Here is a 21,487-nt window from a genome sequence, read left to right on the forward strand (position 1 = left end):
GTCCGGGATGACGAGGTAACGGTTCAAGCCCGCCCGTCCTCAAGGATCATCCCCGCTGCCTTCTCGGCGATCATGATGGTCGGCGAATTGGTGTTGCCGGAGGTGATGGTCGGCATCACCGAGGCATCCACCACTCGCAGCCCACCGATGCCGAACACCCGCAGCCGCGCGTCGACCACGGCCATCGGGTCACTCGGCAGGCCCATCTTCGCCGTGCCGACGGGGTGGAAGATGGTGGTGCCGATGTCACCGGCCGCCCGCGCCAGCGCCTCGGGCGTGTCGTCGATGCTCGGGCCCGGCAGCATCTCGTCCGGCCGGTAGGGCGCCAGCGCCTTCTGCCGGACGATGCGGCGGGCGACGCGGATGCTGTCGGCGGCGACCTGCCGGTCCTCTTCGGTCGCGAGATAATTCGGGCGGATGCGCGGGGCCGCCGCCGGGTCGGCGCTGGCGAGCGTCAGGTCGCCCCGGCTGGTCGGGCGCAGGTTGCACACGCTCATGGTGAAGGCCGGGAAGGTGTGCAGCGGCTCGCCGAACTTGCCGAGCGAGAGCGGCTGGACGTGGAATTCAAGGTCGGCGCGTTCCACCTCGGCACGCGAGCGGGCGAAGATGCCGAGCTGCGAGGGCGCCATGGTGAGCGGCCCGCGCTGGAACAGCGCGAAATCCAGCCCCATCTTCGCCCGGCCGAACAGCGAGTGGTACTGCTCGTTCAGCGTCGGCACGCCGCTGACCTTGTAGATCATCCGCAACTGCAGATGGTCCTGCAGATTGGCGCCGACGCCGGGCAGATCGCGGGCCACAGTGATCCCGTGTTCGGCCAGCTCGGCGGCCGGGCCGATGCCGGAGAGCTTCAGGATTTGCGGCGAGCCGATGGCGCCGGCGGCGAGGATCACCTCGCCCTTCGCGCGCGCGGTGCGCGTTACCCCATTCTGGCGGTAGACGACGCCGACGGCGCGGCCATTCTCCACCAGCACGCGCTCGGTGAGGCATCCCGTCTCCAGCCGGAGATTGCCGCGCTTCAGCACCGGCTTGAGGAAGCCGCGCGCGGCGCTCCAGCGAAAGCCCCGCTTCTGGTTCACCTGGAAATAGGAGGAGCCTTCATTGTCGCCGGTGTTGAAATCCGGGATCGGGGCGATGCCGGCTTCCGCTGCCGCCTTGCGCACGGTGTCGAGCAGCGTCCAGGTGAGGCGGGGGAACTCCACGCGCCATTCCCCGCCCGCGCCGTGGAATTCGCCGGCACCGAGATAATGATCCTCATGCTTCCTGAAGATCGGCAGCACGTCGTCCCAACCCCAGCCGGTAAGGCCGAGCTGGCGCCAATGGTCATAGTCGCCGGCCTGGCCGCGCATATAGATCATGGCATTGATGGCGGAGGAGCCGCCGATCGTCTTGCCGCGCGGGTAGTTCAGCGCCCGCCCGTTCAGCCCCGGCTCGGCCACCGTCTTGAAGCACCAGTCGGCGCGCGGATTGCCGATGGCGAAGAGATAGCCGACGGGGATGTGGAACCAGATCCAATTGTCCCGCCCGCCCGCTTCCAGCACCAGTACCCGATTCTTCGGATCGGCCGAGAGCCGGTTCGCCAGCACGCAGCCGGCGGAACCGGCGCCGACGATGATGTAGTCATAGCTCTCGGTGTCGCGGGCAGCAGGCGCGGGCATGGCGTTTCCTCGGGCGATTCAGCGGTACGTTTCTTGGCCCGCAACCTGCCCGCCAAGCCGTTGGGCGGCAATGCGCATTACCGCCCACGCGATGTTCGCAAACGCGGGCCGGATGCGCTTTCGTCCCGCCACGCCCGGCGCGCGCATCAGACCGGCGGTGCTCCCATGGAACCAACTGTCCGCATGCGCGTCTTCGCGACGATCCCCGCTCAACCGGACACACGCCATGACATTCTCCGTCGCCGCGCGCCTCGCCTATGAGGTGCGCGACAGAACCGTCTTCATCCTCAACATCGAGGCGGCGGCGCTGCGCAACCAGAAGATCCTCGCCGAGACGCTCGATCTCAGCCCCGCCGTCGCGGTGGACCGCTTCGAGACCGAGGGCGGCACGCGGCTGGTGCGCGCCATCGTCGAGCCGGGCACCTTTACGGTGGCCTATGACGCGACTGTCGAACTCGCCATGCATGAAGCGGATCCTGCGCAAGTGCGCGAGACGCCGGTGGCCGAGCTGCCGCTGGAGGTGATGACCTTCCTCAACCCAAGCCGCTATTGCCAGTCCGACCGGCTGGCGCGCTTCGCTTACCGCGAATTCGGCGATCTGCCGGGCGGGCATTCCCGCGTCACCGCGATCTGCAACTGGATCTATGAGAATGTCGACTATGTCAGCGGCAGCACCAGTTCCGAGACCTCGGCCTATGACATCATGGTGCAGCGCGCCGGCGTGTGCCGGGACTTCGCCCATCTCGGCATCGCCTTCTGCCGCGCGCTGGGCATCCCGGCACGCTTCGCCAGCGCCTATGCGTGGCAGCTCGACCCCCCGGATTTCCATGCGGTGTTCGAGTGCTATCTCGATGGCGCCTGGTATCTGTTCGATCCCACCCGCAAGGCCGCGCTTCAGGGACTGGTGCGCATCGGCGTCGGGCATGACGCGGCGGATGCCGCTTTCGCGACGATCTATGGCAATGCCGAGATGACCGGGATGGAGGTGTCCATCGCCGCCCGTGAGGAGGCGGAGGGCGAGGTGCCGACGGTGAAGGCGGTCGGCATCGCCTGACCTAGCCGGCGGGCGGCACCACCAAAGCCGGCGGGGCGACCTCGAACTCGTCGATGGCGACGCGCGCGCCGTCGATGCGGGCGCGCCCCTCGGCGACGAGGCGCAGCGCGGCCGGGTAGATCACATGCTCCTGCGCCAGCACGCGGGCGCCCAACGTATCGGGTGTGTCGCCTTCCAGCACCGGCACGGCGGCCTGCATGATGATCGGCCCGACATCCATTTCCGGCGTGACGAAATGCACGGTGGCGCCGTGGATTTTCACCCCGTCGGCCAGCGCGCGCTCATGGGTGTGCAGGCCCTTGTAGCTCGGCAGCAGGGCGGGGTGGATGTTGATCATCCGCCCCTGCCAGCCCTCGACGAAACCGGCGGTGAGCAGGCGCATGAAGCCGGCGAGGCAGACGAGGTCCACCTGCTCCTCCTCCAGCACCGCCTGAAGCGCCGCGTCGAAGGCGGCGCGGTCGGCATGGGCCTTGTGGTCGACCGTGCGGGTGGGGATGTTGCAGGCCTGCGCGCGGGCAAGGCCATGCGCGTCCGGCCGGTTGGAGATGACGCAGGCGATCTCCACCGGGTAGCCCGGCGCTGCCGCTGCCTCGATCAGCGACATCATGTTGGAGCCGCGCCCGGAGATGAGGACGGCCGCGCGGGGCTTGGTCATGAGGGCGGCCTTCAGAGCGGGGTGTCGACGGCGAGCGTGCCGTCATAGACCGTGTGCGCGGCGCCCTCGCCCGGCTCGATGGCACCGAGGTGAAACACCTCCTCGCCGGCATTAGCGAAGGCGTCGGCCACCGTCTCGGCATCCTCGAGCGCGCAGACCACGACCATGCCGATGCCGCAGTTGAAGGCGCGCAGCATCTCTTCCGGCGCCACTTTGCCAACCTGCGCCAGCCAGCGGAACACCGGCGGGAGGGTAAGGCCGGAGAGGTCGATGCGCCCGACCGTGCCCTTGGGCAGCACGCGCGGCAGGTTCTCGGTCAGGCCACCGCCGGTGATGTGCGCGAGCGCCTTCACCTTGCCGGTGCCGCGGATGACCGACAGCGCCGACTTCACATAGAGCTTGGTCGGGGTGAGCAGCGCCTCGCCAAGGGTCTTGTCCGTCGCGAAGGGGGCGGGCGCATCCCAGGCGAGACCCGACACCTCGACAATGCGGCGCACCAGCGAATAGCCGTTGGAATGCACGCCGGAGGAGGCAAGGCCGAGCAGCACGTCGCCGGGGCGCACATTCGGAGAGGGCAGCAGCTCGCCGCGTTCCACCGCGCCGACCGAGAAGCCGGCGAGGTCATAATCCCCATCGGAATACATGCCGGGCATTTCGGCGGTCTCGCCGCCGATCAGCGCGCAACCGGATTCGGTGCAGCCCTTGGCGATGCCGGCGACGATGGTCGCGCCGACTTCGGGGGCGAGCTTGCCAGTGGCGAAATAGTCGAGGAAGAACAGCGGCTCGGCGCCCTGCACCACGAGATCGTTGACGCACATGGCAACGAGGTCGATGCCGATGGTCTCGTGCCGGCCGGTCTCTATGGCGATCTTCAGCTTGGTGCCGACGCCGTCGGTGGTGGCGACGATCAGCGGGTCCTTGAAGCCGGCGGCCTTGGGATCGAACACCCCGCCGAAGCCGCCAATGTCGGCATCCGCGCCGGGGCGGCGGGTCGCCTTGACCAGCGGCTTGATGAGATCGACCAGCCGGTTGCCAGCATCGATATCGACGCCCGCATCGCGGTAGCTGAGGCCTTTTTCGGTATCGCTCATCGGGGGCTGCTCTGGTCTTTTCGGAAGATGCTCGCGGATTAACCGCTTATCCGTGCGCCCGCAAGCGCGGGGGTGGTTCAGCGCCGGCCGACGCGGTCGATCCCCAGCGCGATCAGGCCGGCGACCAGGCCCCAGAAGGCCGAGCCGATGCCGAGCAGCGAGACGCCGGAGGCGGTGACCGCCAGAGTCAGCACGGCGGGAAAGCGCAGGGGAATGTCGCCCATGGCGGTGCCCAGCGCATTGAGCAGCGGCCCGAGCAGCGCGAGCCCGGCGAAGGTCGCCACCAGGCTCGGCGGCAGCGCGGCGATCAGCGCGACCACCGAGGCCCCGCCCGCCGCGAGTACCAGATAGGCCAGCGCATAGAATCGCGTGGTCTGCCAGCGCTGGCGGGGATCGGGATGCGCGTCCGGGCCGGTGCAGATCGAGGCGGTGATGGCGGCGAGATTCGAGGTGAGCGAGCCGATGGGCGCGGTCAGCACCGAGGCGAGGCCGGTGACGGCGAGGATGGAGGGCGTCGGCGGCTTGTAGCCTGCGGCCTGCAGGACGGCGAGGCCCGGCAGGTTCTGCGAGGCCATGGTGACGACATAGAGTGGTACGCCGATGCCGATCAGCGCCTCAAGATCAAACGACGGCCAGATGAATTCGACGCGCGGCAGCAGCGCCACCTCGGGCAGCGGGCCGACGCGCCCGAGCAGGAAGGCGAGGCCGATGCCGATGACGAGGATCGCCAGCACCGCGCCGAACGGGTTGATGCGGCGGGCGACAAGGAAGATCAGCACCAGCGGCAGCACCAGCATCGGGTCGGCCTGCCCGGCGGTGAACACGGCAGTGCAGAAGCGGAACAGCACGCCCGCCAGCATCGCCGCAGCAATGGCGACCGGCAGGCGCTGCACCAGCGTGCCGAGCGGCTTCACCGCGGCGGTGACAAGGATGAGCGCGCCCGCCAGCAGGAAGGCGCCCACCGCGGTCTCGATGGAGAGGCCGTGCGAGCCGGCGATCAGCGCCGCGCCCGGTGTCGACCAGGCGGTGATGATCGGCATTTTGTGGCGCCAGCCGAGGAAGGCGCTGGTGAGCGCCATGGACAGGCACAGCCCGATCACCGCCGAGGCGGTCTGACCCGGCGTCGCGCCCACCGCCTGCGAGGCCGCGACGATCAGCGCGAGCGTGCCGCCAAAGCCGACCAGAGCGGCGACGACGGCGGAGGTGATGACGGAGGAGCGCATCGGCAGGCACCGGCAGGAGAGGACGTGGCCTTGTGCCACAGCCGCGCCGGGCCGTCACCGCTGCCGCTGCGGAAGTGTGCGGGACGGCGCCGCTCCGGTGATCAGGCGAATCCGCGATCAGGCGAGCCGGCCGAACGGTATGATCTCCGCCGATTGCGGTGTCATTGGCCCGCCGGCCCAGTCGCCGAACCAACGATCGACGGCGAGACCCGCCCCCACGATCATCCGGGCGAGATCGGCGGCAGGGGTGAAGCGAATCCGGCTGTCCGCGCTCAGAACCCGCCCGTCGGCGAGACGGTAGAAGGTGCCATAGGTGACGACGCCGCTGGCCTCGTCCTGCATCGCCGTGTTCCACGCCGTCACGCGGCCGTGGCGGGGGTGCTCGATCTGGCGCTCTGACAAGGCCGGCTGCCATTCCTCCCATTCCCGGCAGGCTGGGTTGCGGCTGTCGAAGATGAAGCTGCCCGCCGGGGTGAGATGCCGGGCGATGCTGGCGAGGGCGGCGCGCTGGTCGTCCTCGGTGAGGAAGACCTGGAAGGCGTGGCCGGTCATCACGATCAGGTCGAAGCGGCGGTCGAGCGCGAGATAGCGGGCATCGGCCTCGATCCACCGGACATCCGCCCCGCCCGGACGGCGGCGCGCCACCTCCAGCATCGCCCCGGCGGGATCGACGCCGACCCGCTCGCCGGCGTCGATCCCGGCCAGAAAGGCGCCGGTGCCGCAGCCCAGATCAAGCACTGAGCCGGCCGCGCGGGCGAGATGGGCACAGAAGGCGCGGTCCTCGCCCCAGTCGTTTTCCGCGTCATAGAACGCGACCAGCGCGGCATCGGTGTAGAGCGGATCGTCGAGCGGGATGTCTTGCGCCATGGCCGTGCCTTTTCCGAAAGCCGTGCGGCCCGGTTTGAGCGATCAGTTTCCGGGCCATGGCGGAGCGAGGCAAGTCACTAGGGTGCGCCCATCGGGTTCACCAACAGGGCACGTCATGGAACCACCGGCGGCCGCGAGGTGGGCGGGCGGTGCGCCGCTCCCTGTGAATGGCGGGAACCGTCCGCCTTGGCGCGGCTTCTGCATGAGCGCTGCCGCAATTATCCTGTATGGAGAAAGCACGCGTCGCCCTGCGGAAGGGCGTTCGTTCCGAAAGGGAAGATGAATGGCCTGGCACAAGCAGGTGACGTTCTGGGTGACGGCGCTGGTTCTGGTGATTCTCGCCGCCTGGCTGCTGTCCAGCGTGCTGCTGCCCTTCGTGGCGGGCCTCGCGCTCGCCTATTTCCTGAACCCCGTCACCACGCGGCTGGAGCATTGGGGCGTCAACCGGCTGGTGGCCTCGCTGGCGACCATCGCGCTCACGCTGATGCTCGCCATCCTGCTGATGCTGCTGGTGCTGCCGATTTTCGGCTCGCAGCTCGCCGCCTTCATTCAGCGGCTGCCGGAATACATCGTCAAGCTCCAGAACCTGATGGCGGGCGAGGACGCGGCGTGGCTGCGCAATTTCGTCGGCGACCGCATGCCGGCGATCCGGGAGGGGCTGAACGAGCTGGTGTCGCAGGGCGCGACCTACATGCTCAGCCTGATCCAGTCGATCTGGACCGGCGGGCAGGCGCTGATCTCGGTATTCTCGCTGCTGGTCATCACGCCGGTGGTGGCCTTCTATATGCTCAATGACTGGAACCACATGGTGGAGAAGGTCGATGGCTGGCTCCCGGTCCACAACCGCCCGGTGATCCGCACGCTGGCCTGCCGGATGGACCGGGCGATCGCCGGCTTTGTGCGCGGCCAGTCGCTGGTGTGCCTCATCCTCGGTAGTTTCTACGCGATCAGCCTCACCATGGCCGGGCTGAATTTCGGCTTCGTCATCGGCTTCGTGTCGGGAATCATCACCTTCATCCCCTATGTCGGCTCGCTCACCGGGCTGGTGCTGGCCACCGGCGTCGCCATCGTGCAGTTCTTCCCGGATTACTGGATGATCGGCGCCATCCTCGGCATCTTCGTGTTCGGCCAGTTCGTCGAGGGCTACATCCTCTCGCCCAAGCTGGTGGGCGACAGCGTGGGCCTGCACCCGGTGTGGCTGATGTTCGCCCTGCTGGCCTTCGGCTATCTGCTCGGCTTCCTCGGCCTGTTGCTGGCGGTGCCGCTGGCGGCGGCGGCGGGCGTGCTGGTGCGCTTTGCTATCGACCAATATCTCCAGAGCCCGCTCTATACCGGTGAGCAGGCGCCGGAGAGCCTCGCCCCGCCGGCGCCCGTGCCGGGCCTTCCCGCCATCTCGGACCGCCGGGTGCGCTGAGCGATGACCACGCGCCAGTTGCCGCTCGACCTGCCGCATGCCGACAGCCGTTCGCGCGACGATTTCCTGCCGGCGCCGTCCAATGATGCGGCGCTGGCGCTGATCGACGCCTACCCGTATTGGCCGGCACCGCTGGTGGCGCTGGTCGGGCCGGAGGGGGCGGGCAAGTCGCACCTTGCCGCCATTTTCGCGGCGATCAGCGGGGCGCCGGTGGTGCCCGCGCGCGATCTCGCCATCGACGCGCTGCCGGGGCTGCTGGCGAGCGGCGCGCTGGTGGTGGAAGATCTGGGGGAGGGGCCGCTCGATGAGGCGGCGCTGTTCCATCTGGTCAACCTCGCCAAGGAGCAGGACGCCCGCGTGCTGCTCACCGCCCGCCGCGCGCCGGGCACGCTCGCCGCCAGCATGACCATCCGCGATCTTGCCTCGCGGCTGCGGGCCATGCCGTCCGTGGCGCTTGGCCCGCCGGACGATGCGCTGCTGGCCGCGGTGGCGGTGAAGCTGTTCGCCGACCGCCAGATCGCCCCGGATGAAGCGTTGCTCGCCTTCCTGCTGCCGCGCGTGGAGCGCTCCATCGCCGGGGTGCGCGAGGTGGTGGCCGCACTCGACCGCGAGGCGCTGGCGCGCAAGAGGCCCTTGACGCGCGCGCTCGCTTCCGAACTCCTTCGGGAGCGGGAGCTTTCATCCGCCGCCGTGCCGTCCGGCGCGGACGCGCGGGATTCCTGAACATTGACCCAAGCTTAAGGTGCGCCATGTCATCCAGCCGTCACGAAGCGCGGCGACCTTCCCGCCCGACGAAGCGGCGGGTCCGTGCCAAGGCCGCCCCCGCTCAAGAGACGGTCGCAGGCGCCGCCCGCGCCGAGGATGGAGGGTTGACGGTGAGCGAAGCGGAAGCGCCGGCTGTGGCGCATGTGGAACTGGGGCAACTCGCCGTTCATGAGCCGGTAACGCCGGTGCCGCTCGAAGCCGAGCTGATGGCGTCGCCCGACCGCTTCATCAACCGCGAGCTGTCCTGGCTGCAATTCAACCGCCGTGTGCTGGAAGAGGCCTCCAACCGCGAGCACCCGCTGCTGGAGCAGCTGCGCTTCCTCTCCATCTCCGCCAATAATCTCGACGAATTCTTCATGGTCCGCGTCGCCGGCCTCAAGGAGCAGGTGCGCGAGGGCTATGGTGGCAGGAGCCCGGATGGGCTGACGCCGGCCGAGCAACTGCCGCTCATCGGCGCCGCGGTGGCCGAGCTCGGCGAGGACCAGCAGGCGCGCTGGCTGGAACTGCGTGGCATTCTCACCGAGGCCGGCGTCGCGCTGGTCGACGGTTCGGATGTGGACAAGGCCGACCGGGCGGTGCTCGACGAGTTCTTCCTGAGCCACGTCTTCCCCGTGCTGACCCCGCTCGCCATCGACCCGGCGCATCCTTTCCCCTTCATCCCCAATCTCGGCTTCTCGCTGGCGCTGCAGCTCGCGCGCATCAGCGACGGGCGCACTATGAACGCGCTGATCCGCGTGCCCGCCAAGATTGACCGCTTCGTGCGCCTGCCGGACGGCGCGAACGGCGCCATGCGCTTCATCACGCTGGAGCAGATGATCGGCCTGTTCATCGGCCGCCTGTTCCCCGGCTATCAGGTGCGGGGCCTCGGCGGCTTCCGCGTCATCCGCGACAGCGACCTCGAAGTGGAGGAGGAGGCGGAAGACCTGATGCGCCAGTTCGAGACGGCGCTGAAGCGTCGCCGGCTCGGCCAGGTGATCCGGCTGGAAGTCGAATCCACCATGCCGGAAGAGCTGCGCATCTTCGTCGCGCGCGAGCTCGGCGTCGCCGATGACGAGATCTTCCTCGTCCACGGCGTGCTGGCGCTGAACGAGTTCAGCCAGCTCGTCGGCGTCGACCGGCCGGACCTCAAGTTCAAGCCGTACAACCCGCGCTTCCCCGAGCGCATCCGCGACCATGCCGGCGACTGCTTCGCGGCGATCCGTGAGAAGGATCTCGTGGTTCACCACCCCTATGAGTCCTTCGACGTGGTGGTGCAGTTCCTGCGGCAGGCGGCGCGCGACCCGAATGTGGTCGCCATCAAGCAGACGCTCTACCGCACCTCCTCCGACAGCCCGATCATCAAGGCGCTGGCCGAGGCGGCGGAGGCGGGCAAGTCGGTCACCGCGCTGGTGGAGCTGAAGGCGCGCTTCGACGAGGAAGCGAACATTCGCTGGGCGCGCGACCTGGAGCGGGCGGGCGTGCAGGTGGTGTTCGGCTTCCTGGAGCTGAAGACCCACGCCAAGCTCTCGCTGGTGGTGCGCCGCGAGGGCGGCACGCTGGCGAGCTACTGCCATGTCGGCACGGGCAATTATCACCCGATCACGGCGCGCATCTACACCGACCTGTCCTTCTTCACCGCCGATCCGGCGATCGGGCGGGACGTGGCGCGCATCTTCAACTTCATCACCGGCTATGCCGAGCCGGCGGAGCTGGAGACCATGTCCATCGCCCCGCTGACGCTGAAGAAGCGCATTCTCGACCACATCGCCGCCGAGGGCGAATTCGCCAAGGCCGGCCGCCCGGCGGCGATCTGGCTCAAAATGAACTCGCTGGTCGATCCGATGATCATCGACGCGCTCTACCGCGCCAGCCAGAACGGCGTGCCGGTGGACATCGTGGTGCGCGGCATCTGCTGCCTGCGGCCGGGCGTGCCGGGTCTCTCGGAGAACATCCGGGTCAAGTCCATTGTCGGCCGCTTCCTCGAGCATGGCCGCATCTACTGCTTCGGCAATGGCCATGGCCTGCCGAGCCCCGAGGCGGCGATGTACATCTCCTCGGCCGATCTGATGCCGCGCAACCTCGACCGCCGTGTCGAGGCTCTCTGCCAGATCACCAACCCGACGGTGCACATGCAGATCCTCGACCAGATCATGGTCGCCAACCTGCAGGACACCCAGCAGAGCTGGCGCATCTTGTCGGATGGCTCCTCCGAACGCATAGTGTCCGGCGAGGGCGAGGAAAAATTCAACGCCCAGAAGTATTTCATGACCAATCCGAGTCTGTCGGGACGTGGCAAGTCGCTTAAAGAATCTTCACCAAGAAGCCTCGTCCGCCGTCGCGAGCGTTCGTAAGCGCATGAGCGAAACCGTCAGCGGGGCGGATATGCGCCCCGCCGCCGATGGCCCGATCGCCGTGATCGACATCGGCTCCAACTCGGTCCGTCTCGTCGTCTATGAGCGGCTGTCGCGCTCGCCGACGCCGCTGTTCAATGAGAAGGCGTCCTGCGGCCTCGGTCGGGAAGTGCTGACCACCGGGCGGCTCAACGCCGACGCGGTGGAAAAGGCGCTATCCACCCTGCGCCGCTTCCGCGTGTTGTGCGACCGCATGGGCGTGGCCAAGCTCTATGTGCTGGCCACCGCCGCCGCGCGCGACGCCTCCAACGGGCCGGAATTCATCGCCACCTGCGCGGAGATCTGCCGCACCGAGGTCGAGCTGCTCTCGGGCAAGCGCGAGGCGCAGCTTTCCGCGCTCGGCGTGCTCTCCGGCGTGCATCACGCCAATGGCGTGGTGGGCGACCTCGGCGGCGGCTCGCTGGAGCTTGCCGACGTCCACGGCCAGCGCATCGGCTCGGGCATCACCTTCCCGCTGGGCGGCCTCGCGCTGCAGGACACGTCCGGCCGCTCGATCAAGAAGGCGGTGAAGATCGTCCGCGACGCGCTCGCCAAGGAGCGTCATCTCGAACATCTCAAGGGCCGCACCTTCTACGCGGTCGGCGGCACCTGGCGCGCGCTGGCGCGGCTGCACATGTTCCAGCGCGGCTACCCGCTGCATGTGATGCACGGCTATGTCATTCCCGCCCGCGAGGCGCTGGAGTTCTGCCGCCTCGTGCTGCGTGTGCCGATCGACACGCTCTCGCGCATCGACACGGTGTCCGAGAGCCGCCGCCCGCTGCTCGCCTATGGCGCCTTGGTGCTGGAGCATGTGATCCGCGTCGGCAAGCCGGAGAACATCTTCATCTCCGCGCAGGGCGTGCGCGAGGGCCTGCTCTATGAGCTGCTGCCGCCGGAGGACAAACCGTCCGATCCGCTGATCTCGGCCACCGCCGAACTCAACAATGTCCGCTCGCGCTCCCCCGCCCATGGCTGGGAACTCATCGACTGGACCGACCGCTTCATGGCGCATTCCGGCATTGACGAGACGGTGGAGGAAAAGCGCCTGCGCCACGCCGCCTGCCTGCTCGCCGATATCAGCTGGCGTGCGCATCCCGATTACCGCGAGGAGCAGAGCCTCAACCTCATCGCCCATGCCGCCTTCATCGGCGTGGATCATCCCGGCCGGGCCTTCCTGGCGCTGGCGATCTATTACCGCCATGCCGGGCTGGTGGACGAGGATCTGTCCCCGCGCATTCGCGAGCTGGTGTCGGCGCGGCTGCTCGACCGGGCGCGCATCCTCGGTGCGGCGATGCGGGTGGCCTATATCCTCTCGGCCGCGATGCCGGGCACGCTGCCCATCGCGCCGCTGGCGGTGGAAAGGGGCAAGCTGGTGCTGAAGCTCAAGGGCGACCTCGCCCTTCTCGGCAGCGACCGCGTGCTCACGCGGCTGCGCACGCTCGCCCGTCTGATCGGCCGCGACTTCGCGGTAGCGACGGACTGACGCGCAAATGTCGGCGGGCCGGGGCCCGCCGCTCATCTCACCGCTCGACGGCGATGACCCGGCCGCGCTGCATGGCGAGCGCCAGATGGCCGGCCTTCAGCGCCAACGCCTGCTCGCCGAACAGCTCGCGCCGCCAGCCATGCAACGCCGGCACGTCCGGGGCGTCGTCCGCCGCGATCTGCTCGAGGTCGTCCACCGTGGCGATGACCTTGGCGGCGACGCCGTACTGCTCGGAGATCATGCGCAGCAGCACCTTGAGCAGTTCGACCGTCGCCGAGGCGCCGTTGGAGAGCGGCTTGTCGCGCTCGATGCGCGGCAGCGTCTTGGGGTCGCGCGCAAGGCCGGCCTTCACCGCCTCGACGATCTGCTCGCCCGAGCGCGAGCGCTCGAAACCTTTGGGGATGGAGCGGAGCTGGCCGAGCTTCTCGACGCTGCTCGGATGCTGGCTGGCGATCTCGCCGATCACGTCGTCCTTGAGGATGCGCGAGCGGGGAATGTCGCGCGACTGCGCCTCGCGCTCACGCCAGGCGGCGACTTCCATGAGCACCGCCAGATCCTTCGGCTTGCGGGCGCGCGAGCGCAGCCGCTCCCAGGCGCGCTCGGGCTCCTGCCGGTAGGTCTCGGGCGAGGTGAGCACCGCCATTTCCTCGCCGACCCAGTCGGCGCGGCCGCGCTTGGCGAGATCGGCTTCCAGCTTGAGGAACACGTCGCGCAGATGGGTGACGTCCGCCTCGGCATAGGCGATCTGCGCCGTGGTGAGCGGCCGGCGCGACCAATCGGTGAAGCGCAGCGACTTGTCGAGCAGATGGCCGGTGAGGCGCTGCACGAGCTGGTCATAGGAGATGGAATCGCCATGGCCGAGCACCATGGCGGCAACCTGCGTGTCGAACACCGGATGAGGGATGATGCCGGCGAGATGCCAGACGATTTCGATGTCCTGCCGGCCGGCATGGAAGACCTTCAGCACCTGCTCATTCGCCATCAGGGCGAAGAACGGGGCGAGGTCTATGCCCTCGGCCACGGCGTCGATCACCACCGCCTCGTCGGCGCTGGCGATCTGCACGACGCACAGCTTCGGCCAGAAGGTGGTCTCGCGCAGGAATTCGGTGTCGACGGTGACGAAGCGGTGGTTCGAAAGCCGTTCGCAGGCCGCGGTGAGGGCGTCGGTTGTGGTGATCATATCCATGTCGCGTGCTTCTTAGCGGAGTCGCACGCGCGAGACGACAGTAATCATGCCGGAATCGGTGGCTAAGCATTAACCATGGGCGGCTAGCTTCGGCCCATCGATTCCATGCCGGGGTACCGGTGCCAAGGGGGGAAACCCATGAAGAACGTGCTTTTCGCCGCCACCGCCACCGTGCTCGCCCTCGCCGCCGTCCCGGCGAGCGCCGCCGATCGCGTCAAGACCGGTGTCCTCGTCTGCAATGCCGGCGCGTCGATCGGCATGATCATCAGCTCCAAGCAGGAGCTCGCCTGCACCTACACCCCCTCGGACAACAGCCCGGTGCAGCGCTATTCCGGCGTCATCAAGAGCGTCGGCCTCGACCTCGGCGTGACCGGCGGCGGCGTGATGACCTGGGGCGTGCTGGCGCTCACCAAGCAGGTCGCCCCCGGCGCGCTGGCCGGCCCCTATGGCGGCGTGTCCGGCGATGTGGCGCTCGGCGTCGGCGTCGGCGCGAATGTCCTCGTCGGTTCCGACAAGTCCTATGCGCTCAACCCCGTCTCGGTCGAGGGCAATGTCGGCGCCTCGCTGGCGCTGGGCGTCTCCAGCCTTGAGCTGCGCTACGTCCCGTGAGCCGGACGGGCGGGGCGTTAGCGCCCCGTCCTTGCGCGCCGGTCCTGTCCTGCGTCTCGCTCGCTTGACAAAGCCGAGCCCTGCATGCACCCCTCCGCGCGCCCCGCGAGAGGGGTGACGTGTTTTCAGACGTGCGGCCTCTGGCCCGCGAAAAGCCTCGGGATAGACCCATGCACCGCTATCGCACCCATACCTGCGGGGCCCTTCGCGCGAGCGATGTCGGCGCCACCGCCCGCCTCTCGGGATGGTGTCACCGCATCCGCGATCATGGCGGCGTGCTGTTCATCGACCTGCGCGACCATTACGGCCTGACGCAGGTGGTGGTCGATCCCGACAGCCCGGCCTTCAAGCTGGCCGAGACCGTGCGCGCCGAATGGGTGATCCGCGTCGATGGCCGCGTGCGCTCGCGCCCGGCCGGCACCGAGAACCCCGACCTGCCGACCGGCCAGGTTGAGATGTACGCCACCGAGATCGAGGTGCTGGGCCCCGCCGCCGAGCTGCCGATGCCGGTGTTCGGCGATGTCGAGTACCCGGAAGAGACGCGGCTGCGCTACCGCTTCCTCGATCTGCGCCGCGAGAAGCTGCACAAGAACATCATGACGCGCGGCGCGATTATCGACGCCATGCGCGCGAAGATGAAGGGGCAGGGCTTCTTCGAGTTCCAGACGCCGATCCTCACGGCGTCCTCGCCGGAAGGCGCGCGGGACTTCCTCGTGCCCTCGCGCCTGCATCCCGGCAAGTTCTACGCCCTGCCGCAGGCGCCGCAGCAGTACAAGCAGCTCATCATGATGAGTGGCTTCGACCGCTATTTCCAGATCGCCCCCTGCTTCCGCGACGAAGATCCGCGCGCCGACCGCCTGCCGGGCGAGTTCTACCAGCTCGACCTGGAGATGAGCTTCGTCGAGCAGGAAGACATCTTCGCCGCCGTCGAGCCGGTCATCACCGGTGTGTTCGAGCAGTTCGCCGAGGGCAAGCCCGTCACGAAGAACTGGCCGCGCATTCCCTATGCGGTGTCGATGCAGAAATACGGCACCGACAAGCCGGATCTGCGCAACCCGATTGAAATGCAGGACGTCTCCGAGCATTTCCGCGGCTCGGGCTTCAAGGTGTTCGCGCGCCTGCTCGAAGACGAGAAGAACCGGGTGTGGGCCATTCCCGGCACCGGCGGCGGTTCGCGCGCCTTCTGCGACCGCATGAACTCGTGGGCGCAGGGCGAGGGCCAGCCCGGCCTCGGCTACATCATGTGGCGCGAAGGCCAGGATTCGTCTGAAATTCCGGGCGCCGGCCCGCTCGCCAACAATATCGGCCCGGAGCGCACCGAGGCGATCCGCGCGCAGCTCGGCCTCGGCGCCGGGGACGCCGCCTTCTTCGTCGCCGGCAACCCGGAAAAGTTCGTCAAGTTCGCCGGCGCAGCCCGCACCAAGGTGGGCGAGGAGCTGAAGCTGGTCGATTTCGACCGCTTCGAGCTGGCCTGGATTGTCGACTTCCCGTTCTATGAGTGGAACGAGGACGAGAAGAAGGTCGACTTCTCGCACAACCCCTTCTCCATGCCGCAGGGCGGCCTCGACGCGCTCAACGGGCAGGATCCGCTGACCATCAAGGCGTTCCAGTACGACATCGCCTGCAATGGCTACGAGATCGCCTCGGGCGGCATCCGCAACCATCGCCCCGAGGCGATGGTGAAGGCGTTCGAGCTCGCTGGCTATGACGAGCAGACGGTGATCGACCGCTTCGGCGGCATGTACCGCGCCTTCCAGTACGGCGCGCCGCCCCATGGCGGCATGGCGGCGGGCGTCGACCGCATCGTCATGCTGCTCTGCGGCGTGACGAACCTGCGCGAGATCTCGATCTTCCCGATGAACCAGCAGGCGCAGGACATCCTGATGGGCGCGCCCAACGAGGCAAGCCCGAAGCAGCTGCGCGAGCTGCACATCCGCACCAACCTGCCGGAGAAGTAGGCGGGGCCCATCAGCACCTCATCCCCGGGCTCGGCCCGGGGATCCACGACTTGGCTAGCAGCGCGACTTGGCCACCGCCCTGCAAACGCACGCAAGGCGTTGATGGCCGGGCCAAGCCCGGCCATGACGGCATTTTTGCTGAACCGGGGCGTCCCCGCCACCGTCATCCCGGACGGCCGAAAGGCCGATCCGGGATCGCGCTCTCCAGCGAGAGCGGCACGCGATCCCGGCTCTGCGCTGCGCTTCGGCCGGGATGACGGAGGCAGGTCGCCGTTGGGCGACCTACTGCGTCAGCTGGGCCGCGAAGATGCCCAGCGCCTTGGCGTAGACTTCCGCCTTGTTCCAGCCGAGCAGCGCCTGATAGTTCGGCTCGCCCGGACCCCAGCCGGCGCCGGCGCGCCAGCCATAGCCGCGCAGATAATTGGCGGTGGAGGCGAGCACGTCCGGGGCGCTGCGCACCAGGTCGGCGCGGCCGTCGCCGTCGAAGTCCACGGCGAACTTCGCATAGGAGCTGGCAAGGAACTGGGTCTGGCCGATCTCGCCGGCCCAGGCGCCACGCATCTCGTCGAGCGTGAGGTCGCCGCGCTGGTAGATGCGCAGGGCATCGAGCAGTTGGGGCGTGAAGAAGTCGGTCCGCCGGCAGTCATAGGCGAGGGTGGAGAGCGAGCGCAGGATCGGCATCTTGCCGATGTTCACCCCGTAATCGGTCTCCATGCCCCAGATGGCGACGAGGATCGGGCCGGGCACGCCATATTGCCGCTCGATGCGGGCCAGCGTCGAGGCGTATTGCTGGAGCATCTGCCGGCCCTTGGCGATGCGTCCCTTGGAAATGCGGTTCTTGATGAACTCCTCGAGGCTCACCTTGAAGTGCTTTTGGTTGCGGTCGAGGCTGATGACCTTGGTGTCGTAGGTCACGCCGTCGAGCACGCGCAGCGTTCCGGGCGCGATGCCCTGCGCCACCGCCTCGCGGCGGAACTCGCCCACCCAGGTGTCGAAGCCCGACGCGTCAATGCCGCAGGTCGCGGCAAGGGCCGGCGACGCCGCGAGGAAGACCGAGGCGAGGGCGCCGGCGAGAAATACGCGGGCGCGCGGCAGGGCACGAAGGGTGGCAGGCTGGTCGAACATGGTTCCTCCCGGAAGCGCCGCATCCCGTGCAGGATGCGCGGAGAAGATGAACGCGCGGTATCGGCAAAAGATCAAATGCCGATACGACCAAATCCGGGCAGCTTGATACCGGGCTGGCGGATGTCGAGCCCGGCGACCGCGCCGAGCAGGTTGACCTCGATCCCCTCCACCCAGGCCAGCGTCACGCCCGCATAGCCGCCGAGGGACAGGCTGAGGCCGGTGCGCGAAGGGGCGAGCGCGATCCAGTCGCCGGCCACGGGGAAGTCCTTGCCGATGGCGGTGGGGGGCAGGGCGACGGCGATTTCCGGCACCTGCCGCACCACATGGGCGATGAAGGTGTTCGAGTTCGGCCCCGGCCAGACATGGTAGTCGCCATATTCGCGGTAGGGATAGCTCGCCACCGCCGCCCGCAGCTTCGGGATCAGCGCGGTGGCGGCGTCGCCCGTCGCCTCGAACACGATTTCCGGCTCATTGCCATACCAGCGCCCGTCCGGCGCGTAGCCGTTGCGGCGGATCGGCGAGCCCCAGCCAACCTTGTCGTAGCGCTCATAGGCGCCCGCGCCCTGTTCCTTGACCACCAGCCAGGTGTGGACGGCGAAGATGCCGCGCCAGCGCCCGACGCGGGCGGCGTAGATGCGCACCATGGCCTCGGGATGCGCGTCGGCCGCCGGCAGCGTGCCGGTGCTCGACCAGTCGGCGGTGCGCCAGTTCGCCGACCAGTCGCGCTCGTGCCATTGCACGAGAGCATGGGCGCCGAGCGGCAGGGCGAAGAACAGCAGGAAGGCGAGAAGGAGCATGCGGGCAGCGCGGATCATGGCGCCCTAATCTGCGTGCCCGAACGTCATCAACAAGGCTTGGCCGCCCCCGCACGCGAAAATGTGTTCACTGCCGGCGCCTGTCGCCCCAAGCTTTTGACGGTGGCGGGGCTGCTGATCGCCGCACGGGGCGTCTTGCGCCGGCCGCGCCAAACGGCTCTCATGCCCGACCTGGCGCGGATCACGCGCGACCTTTACCCGGCAGCGGAGCGACCATGGACGCAGGCGCGAGCTTCTTCGGCGATCTTCTCGGTTCGATTGCCGAACGTGGCCGCGCGCTGCTGGATCTCGGCCGGGAGCGACGGCCGGCCGGTGCTGTGCGCGCGGCGGGCCTCAAGGATCTCTGCGACCGGCTGCTCTCCGGGCAGGGCGAGGCCTCGGGCGTCGCGCTGGCGCGGGAGATTCTCCTCGCCTATGCCGGGCTGAAGACCGGCGAGCGCGTGGCCTTTTTCGAGATACTCGCCGGCGCCTTCGGTCCTGATCGCGCGAGGCTGGAGGCCGCCGTTGCCGCTTACAGCGCAGCGGCGACGGACGGGGTGCCGTCGCCCGCACTTACCTGGGAGCTGCATGCGGCGAGCGAGCCGCGGCGCCAGGAGCTCATCCGCCGGCTCAACCTCGCTCCCGGCGCCACGGCGCGGCTGGTGGCGATGCGCAGCGATCTGCTTGACGCCATGGCGCGCCGCCGCGACCTTGCCGAGGTCGATCGCGACTTCATCCATCTGTTTTCTTCGTGGTTCAATCGGGGGTTCCTCGTGCTCCGCCGGATCGACTGGTCGACGCCCGCCAATGTGCTCGAGAAGATCATCCGCTATGAGGCGGTGCATGAAATCCGCGACTGGGATGATCTGCGCGCCCGCGTCGATAGCCCGGACCGGCGCTGCTACGCCTTCTTCCACCCCGCGCTGGTCGATGAGCCGCTGATCTTCGTCGAGGTCGCGCTGACCCGCGACATTCCGGGCGCCATCGGGCCGATCCTTGCGGAAAAGCGCACGCCGCTCGACCCGAAGGCGGCGCGCACGGCGGTGTTCTACTCAATCTCGAACTGCCAGCGCGGTCTCGGCGGGGTGAGCTTCGGCAACTTCCTCATCAAGCAGGTGGTGGAGGAAATCTCCCGCGAGTTCCCCGGCCTGACCCATTACGTCACGCTCTCGCCGGTGCCGACCTTCCGCGGCTGGCTGGATGAGGAGCGTGCCAGCACAGGCTCGGCGCTGCTGACGGCGGACGACCGCGCGGTGCTCGACACGCTGGCGGCGAGCGAGACGCCGGACGCGGCGCTCATTGCCCGCGCGACGCCGGTGATCGAGGCGCTGGCGGCGCATTATTTCCTCGTCGCCCGCTCGCCCAAGGGCAAGCCGCTCGATCCGGTGGCGCGCTTCCACCTCGGCAATGGCGCGCGGCTGGAACGGATCAACCCGTTCGGCGACCTCTCAGTGCGCGGGCTGGCGCAGGCCCATGGGCTGATGGTGAACTACCTCTACCGGCTCGACGAGATCGAGGCCAATCATGAGGCCTTCTTCGACAAAGGCGAGATCGTCGCCAGCCCGCAGGTGCGCCGCCTTCTGCGGGTGGAGGGCTCCGTGGCACCAGCGGCCAAGGCCCCGGCGAAGGCCGCGACGCCCAAGGCGCTGGCTGGTTGAGGCTCTCGCCGGGTGCGGATCGCGCGGGCTTGGCGAGCGTTCACGCAGCTTTCAATTGCCAAGCCGCGGGACGTTGGTGTTACCGTTGTAGGCTAGGTGCATGGCAAGGATGAGGAGAGCACCAACGTGCCGCCTTATGCCGTGCCGGACGATGCCTCCTCGGTTGCGCGCCCTGTTCCGGGCGCGGACGTCATTCCCTTAGGAGATCTGGTCGATCTCGCGCGAACCTCGCTCGATATGCCTATCGGGCTTCTGCTGCTCGACACGCCGCCCGCCGTCATCGCGCGCGGCCTGGCACCGGAAGAGCGGCCTTGTCCGCAGGTGCTCGCCGCGCTCGCTCATGGCTCAAACCCCTGCCTGATCGAGGATGCGCGTCCGGCGCTGCCCGGCTTGCCGGGGATCGCCTGCTATGCAGCGGTTCCCGTAAACGTGGATGGCACCGTCGTCGGCTCCTTCGCGGTCATGGACCGCGCGCCCCGCGCGCTGCCGGCCGATCTCATCGAACGTCTGGACGCCTTTGCCCGTCTTGCGGCCGGGCTGGTGCGCGCCGCCCATGTCTCCGATGCGATGACCCGCGCGGCGCGGGAGCGGGACGCGGCGCTCGCCCGCTACAAGAAGATGTATGACCGCTCCTCGAGCCTCGCCAAGATCGGCGTGTGGGAGTGCGAGCTCGCGACCGGCGAGATCAGCTGGACCGACGGGGTCTATGACATTTTCGACCTGCCGCGCGGGAGCGTCATTCCGCGCGATCATGTGCTGGCTCTCTACGCCGACCGTTCGCGTGCCGAGATGGAGGCCATGCGGGCGAAAGCCATCGCGGAGGGCGATGGGTTCACGCTCGACGTCGAGATCACCACGTCGGGCGGGGAGCGGCGCTGGGTCAGGCTCTCGGCCGATATCGAGTGCGTCGACGGCAAGCCGATCCGCATTTTCGGCACCAAGCAGGACATCACGCTGGAACGCCAGCTCATGGACCGGCTGCGGCTGCTCGCCGAGTGCGACCCGCTGACCGGCATCGCCAATCGCGGCGTGTTCGAGAGCCGGCTGGCCGAGGCCGCGGCGGCGGAGCGGGGCCGCAATCAGTTGGCGGCGCTGGCGATCATCGATGTCGACGGTTTCAAGCAGATAAACGACACGTTTGGCCACGCGGCGGGTGATGAATGCCTGCGCGAGATGTCGCGCCGCCTCAGGCTGGCCTTTGGCGAGGATGCGCTGGTCGCGCGCATCGGCGGCGACGAATTCGGCGTGCTGGCCTTCGGGGTGGCGGAGGAAGGGCGGATCGCCGGCCTTGCCGCGCGCGCCATCGCCAGCCTGTCGCAACCCTTCCTCTGGCGCAACCGCCGCGTGGCGGTCAGCGGCTCCATGGGGGTAACCCTCGCGGGAGGAAGTGTCGCTCCGGCCCAGCTCTTCGTCCAGGCGGACCGCGCCCTCTATGCGGCCAAGGAAGCCGGCCGCAACACCTACCGCCTCTATGATGCGAAGGCGCATCGGCTCGGCCCTTCCGGCCGGCGTTTGACCATCAGCGCCATTCGCTCCGGATAAGCCTGCCTTGACAGAGCCGGCATGGCTGGTGCCGGATGC

The 21,487-nt window shown here is 68.5% G+C and carries 17 protein-coding genes; 9 read left to right on the forward strand and 8 right to left on the reverse strand.

Annotated elements, in window-relative coordinates:
• Positions 1-23 precede the first annotated feature (23 nt).
• Positions 24-1,655 carry a GMC family oxidoreductase gene (locus OU996_RS12500; RefSeq protein ID WP_267581946.1) on the reverse strand — a complete coding sequence of 544 codons (1,632 nt, stop codon included), beginning with the start codon at positions 1,653-1,655 and terminating at the stop codon, positions 24-26.
• A gap of 226 nt (positions 1,656-1,881) precedes the next feature.
• Here OU996_RS12500 and OU996_RS12505 point away from each other — a divergent pair, with 226 nt between their 5' ends.
• Positions 1,882-2,709: a transglutaminase-like domain-containing protein gene (locus OU996_RS12505; protein ID WP_267581947.1), complete on the forward strand. Its 828-nt coding sequence runs from the start codon at positions 1,882-1,884 to the stop codon at positions 2,707-2,709.
• Position 2,710: 1 nt separating this feature from the next.
• Here OU996_RS12505 and purN read toward each other — a convergent pair whose 3' ends face one another.
• From purN to OU996_RS12525, 4 genes are all read right to left on the reverse strand, one after another.
• The gene (gene purN / locus OU996_RS12510) at positions 2,711-3,364 is read right to left on the reverse strand and encodes a phosphoribosylglycinamide formyltransferase (protein WP_267581948.1); all 654 of its coding nucleotides are present in this window, start codon (positions 3,362-3,364) and stop codon (positions 2,711-2,713) included.
• Between the two features lie 11 nt (positions 3,365-3,375).
• Complete coding sequence (purM, locus tag OU996_RS12515; RefSeq protein WP_267581949.1) at positions 3,376-4,455, reverse strand: phosphoribosylformylglycinamidine cyclo-ligase; 1,080 nt, start codon at positions 4,453-4,455, stop codon at positions 3,376-3,378.
• Positions 4,456-4,532: 77 nt separating this feature from the next.
• Positions 4,533-5,678 (reverse strand): benzoate/H(+) symporter BenE family transporter, encoded by a 1,146-nt coding sequence (locus OU996_RS12520; protein WP_267581950.1) that lies wholly within the window; start codon positions 5,676-5,678, stop codon positions 4,533-4,535.
• A 117-nt stretch (positions 5,679-5,795) separates the two neighbouring features.
• The gene (locus OU996_RS12525) at positions 5,796-6,545 is read right to left on the reverse strand and encodes a class I SAM-dependent methyltransferase (RefSeq protein ID WP_267581951.1); all 750 of its coding nucleotides are present in this window, start codon (positions 6,543-6,545) and stop codon (positions 5,796-5,798) included.
• Positions 6,546-6,828: 283 nt separating this feature from the next.
• Between OU996_RS12525 and OU996_RS12530 the strand changes: the two genes are divergently transcribed.
• Genes OU996_RS12530 through ppx form a run of 4 tightly spaced genes read left to right on the forward strand, consistent with a single transcriptional unit; the run spans position 6,829 to position 12,576 of the window.
• Positions 6,829-7,959 carry an AI-2E family transporter gene (locus OU996_RS12530; RefSeq protein ID WP_267581952.1) on the forward strand — a complete coding sequence of 377 codons (1,131 nt, stop codon included), beginning with the start codon at positions 6,829-6,831 and terminating at the stop codon, positions 7,957-7,959.
• A gap of 3 nt (positions 7,960-7,962) precedes the next feature.
• A complete protein-coding gene (locus tag OU996_RS12535; protein WP_267581953.1) occupies positions 7,963-8,682 on the forward strand; it encodes a DnaA/Hda family protein in 720 nt (239 codons plus the stop codon).
• A 26-nt stretch (positions 8,683-8,708) separates the two neighbouring features.
• Complete coding sequence (locus OU996_RS12540; protein WP_267581954.1) at positions 8,709-11,054, forward strand: RNA degradosome polyphosphate kinase; 2,346 nt, start codon at positions 8,709-8,711, stop codon at positions 11,052-11,054.
• A 4-nt stretch (positions 11,055-11,058) separates the two neighbouring features.
• A complete protein-coding gene (ppx, locus tag OU996_RS12545) occupies positions 11,059-12,576 on the forward strand; it encodes an exopolyphosphatase (protein WP_267581955.1) in 1,518 nt (505 codons plus the stop codon).
• Positions 12,577-12,613: 37 nt separating this feature from the next.
• Here ppx and rnd read toward each other — a convergent pair whose 3' ends face one another.
• On the reverse strand, positions 12,614-13,762 hold the full coding sequence (rnd, locus tag OU996_RS12550) for a ribonuclease D (protein ID WP_267581956.1): 1,149 nt from the start codon (positions 13,760-13,762) through the stop codon (positions 12,614-12,616).
• A gap of 138 nt (positions 13,763-13,900) precedes the next feature.
• Between rnd and OU996_RS12555 the strand changes: the two genes are divergently transcribed.
• Positions 13,901-14,371: a DUF992 domain-containing protein gene (locus OU996_RS12555; protein WP_267581957.1), complete on the forward strand. Its 471-nt coding sequence runs from the start codon at positions 13,901-13,903 to the stop codon at positions 14,369-14,371.
• Between the two features lie 170 nt (positions 14,372-14,541).
• Positions 14,542-16,329 carry an aspartate--tRNA ligase gene (gene aspS, locus OU996_RS12560; RefSeq protein WP_267581958.1) on the forward strand — a complete coding sequence of 596 codons (1,788 nt, stop codon included), beginning with the start codon at positions 14,542-14,544 and terminating at the stop codon, positions 16,327-16,329.
• 282 nt (positions 16,330-16,611) lie between these two features.
• Here the strand turns inward: aspS and OU996_RS12565 are convergent, their stop codons facing one another.
• Together OU996_RS12565 and OU996_RS12570 are read right to left on the reverse strand one after the other, a co-directional pair.
• Positions 16,612-17,454, reverse strand: a complete 843-nt coding sequence (locus OU996_RS12565; protein WP_267581959.1) for a lytic murein transglycosylase — start codon at positions 17,452-17,454, stop codon at positions 16,612-16,614.
• Between the two features lie 71 nt (positions 17,455-17,525).
• Positions 17,526-18,269: a DUF3750 domain-containing protein gene (locus OU996_RS12570; protein ID WP_267581960.1), complete on the reverse strand. Its 744-nt coding sequence runs from the start codon at positions 18,267-18,269 to the stop codon at positions 17,526-17,528.
• Positions 18,270-18,484: 215 nt separating this feature from the next.
• Here OU996_RS12570 and OU996_RS12575 point away from each other — a divergent pair, with 215 nt between their 5' ends.
• Positions 18,485-19,906, forward strand: coding sequence for a malonyl-CoA decarboxylase (locus OU996_RS12575; RefSeq protein ID WP_267581961.1), 1,422 nt, complete (start codon positions 18,485-18,487; stop codon positions 19,904-19,906).
• Positions 19,907-20,032: 126 nt separating this feature from the next.
• Positions 20,033-21,448 carry a diguanylate cyclase domain-containing protein gene (locus OU996_RS12580; protein ID WP_267581962.1) on the forward strand — a complete coding sequence of 472 codons (1,416 nt, stop codon included), beginning with the start codon at positions 20,033-20,035 and terminating at the stop codon, positions 21,446-21,448.
• Positions 21,449-21,487: the final 39 nt, after the last annotated feature.

It is taken from the genome of Ancylobacter sp. SL191, from assembly GCF_026625645.1.
Taxonomy (GTDB): domain Bacteria; phylum Pseudomonadota; class Alphaproteobacteria; order Rhizobiales; family Xanthobacteraceae; genus Ancylobacter.